The organism is Polaromonas sp. P1_G2 (genome assembly GCF_056405515.1).
Genome location: NZ_JBFUBY010001058.1, coordinates 1 through 472, shown reverse-complemented (window position 1 = coordinate 472; position 472 = coordinate 1). Strand labels below are relative to the sequence as shown.

Below are 472 nucleotides of genomic sequence, written 5' to 3'. Positions count from 1 at the left end.
ACCCTGGCTCGGCTTCACCGCCTTTTTCACGCTCGCCATTACGCTCTCGCTGCTAATCTTCATCGGCGAAGCAGTGCGCGACGCTTTCGATCCAAGGAAGACCTTCGGATGAGCAGAACTCGCTTTTTCACGGGTTCCAGCTTATCTTCAAGACAAAGCCTTGAGGATTGAATGTCATGAACAAGATCGTGCGCGAACACTATCCGGTTGCGAACCTGCCCGAGGATTTGCGGAAGGAATTTGAAGGTGCCGAGATGGTGACGCTCCAGATACAAGAGGAAAGCGATTTAGTGGAAATCCGCGATTTGTGGTCTGTTCCGATCGAGCAAATCAAGCCGCTTACGCCTCAGCAATTCGAGGCAGCGTTACAGGAAATTCGCAGTTCCGGTCTGCCCAACGTATCCCCGGATGAGTCTGTTAGACGCATTCGCGAACTTCGAGACGAATGGGATAGCGAATGACGGTGTTCGAA

At 52.3% G+C, this 472-nt stretch carries 1 protein-coding gene; it reads left to right on the top strand.

Going from position 1 to position 472, the window contains the following annotated elements; translation table 11 throughout:
- The first annotated feature begins 176 nt into the window (after window positions 1-176).
- Window positions 177-461, top strand: a complete 285-nt coding sequence (locus AC1D0P_RS29050; protein WP_477679902.1) for a hypothetical protein — start codon at window positions 177-179, stop codon at window positions 459-461.
- The last annotated feature ends 11 nt before the right edge of the window (window positions 462-472 follow it).

What these genes read in the sequence shown, in the direction of transcription:
- AC1D0P_RS29050 (WP_477679902.1), top strand. Translation starts at nt 177, where the DNA reads ATGAACAAGATCGTGCGCGAACACTATCCGGTTGCGAACCTGCCCGAG.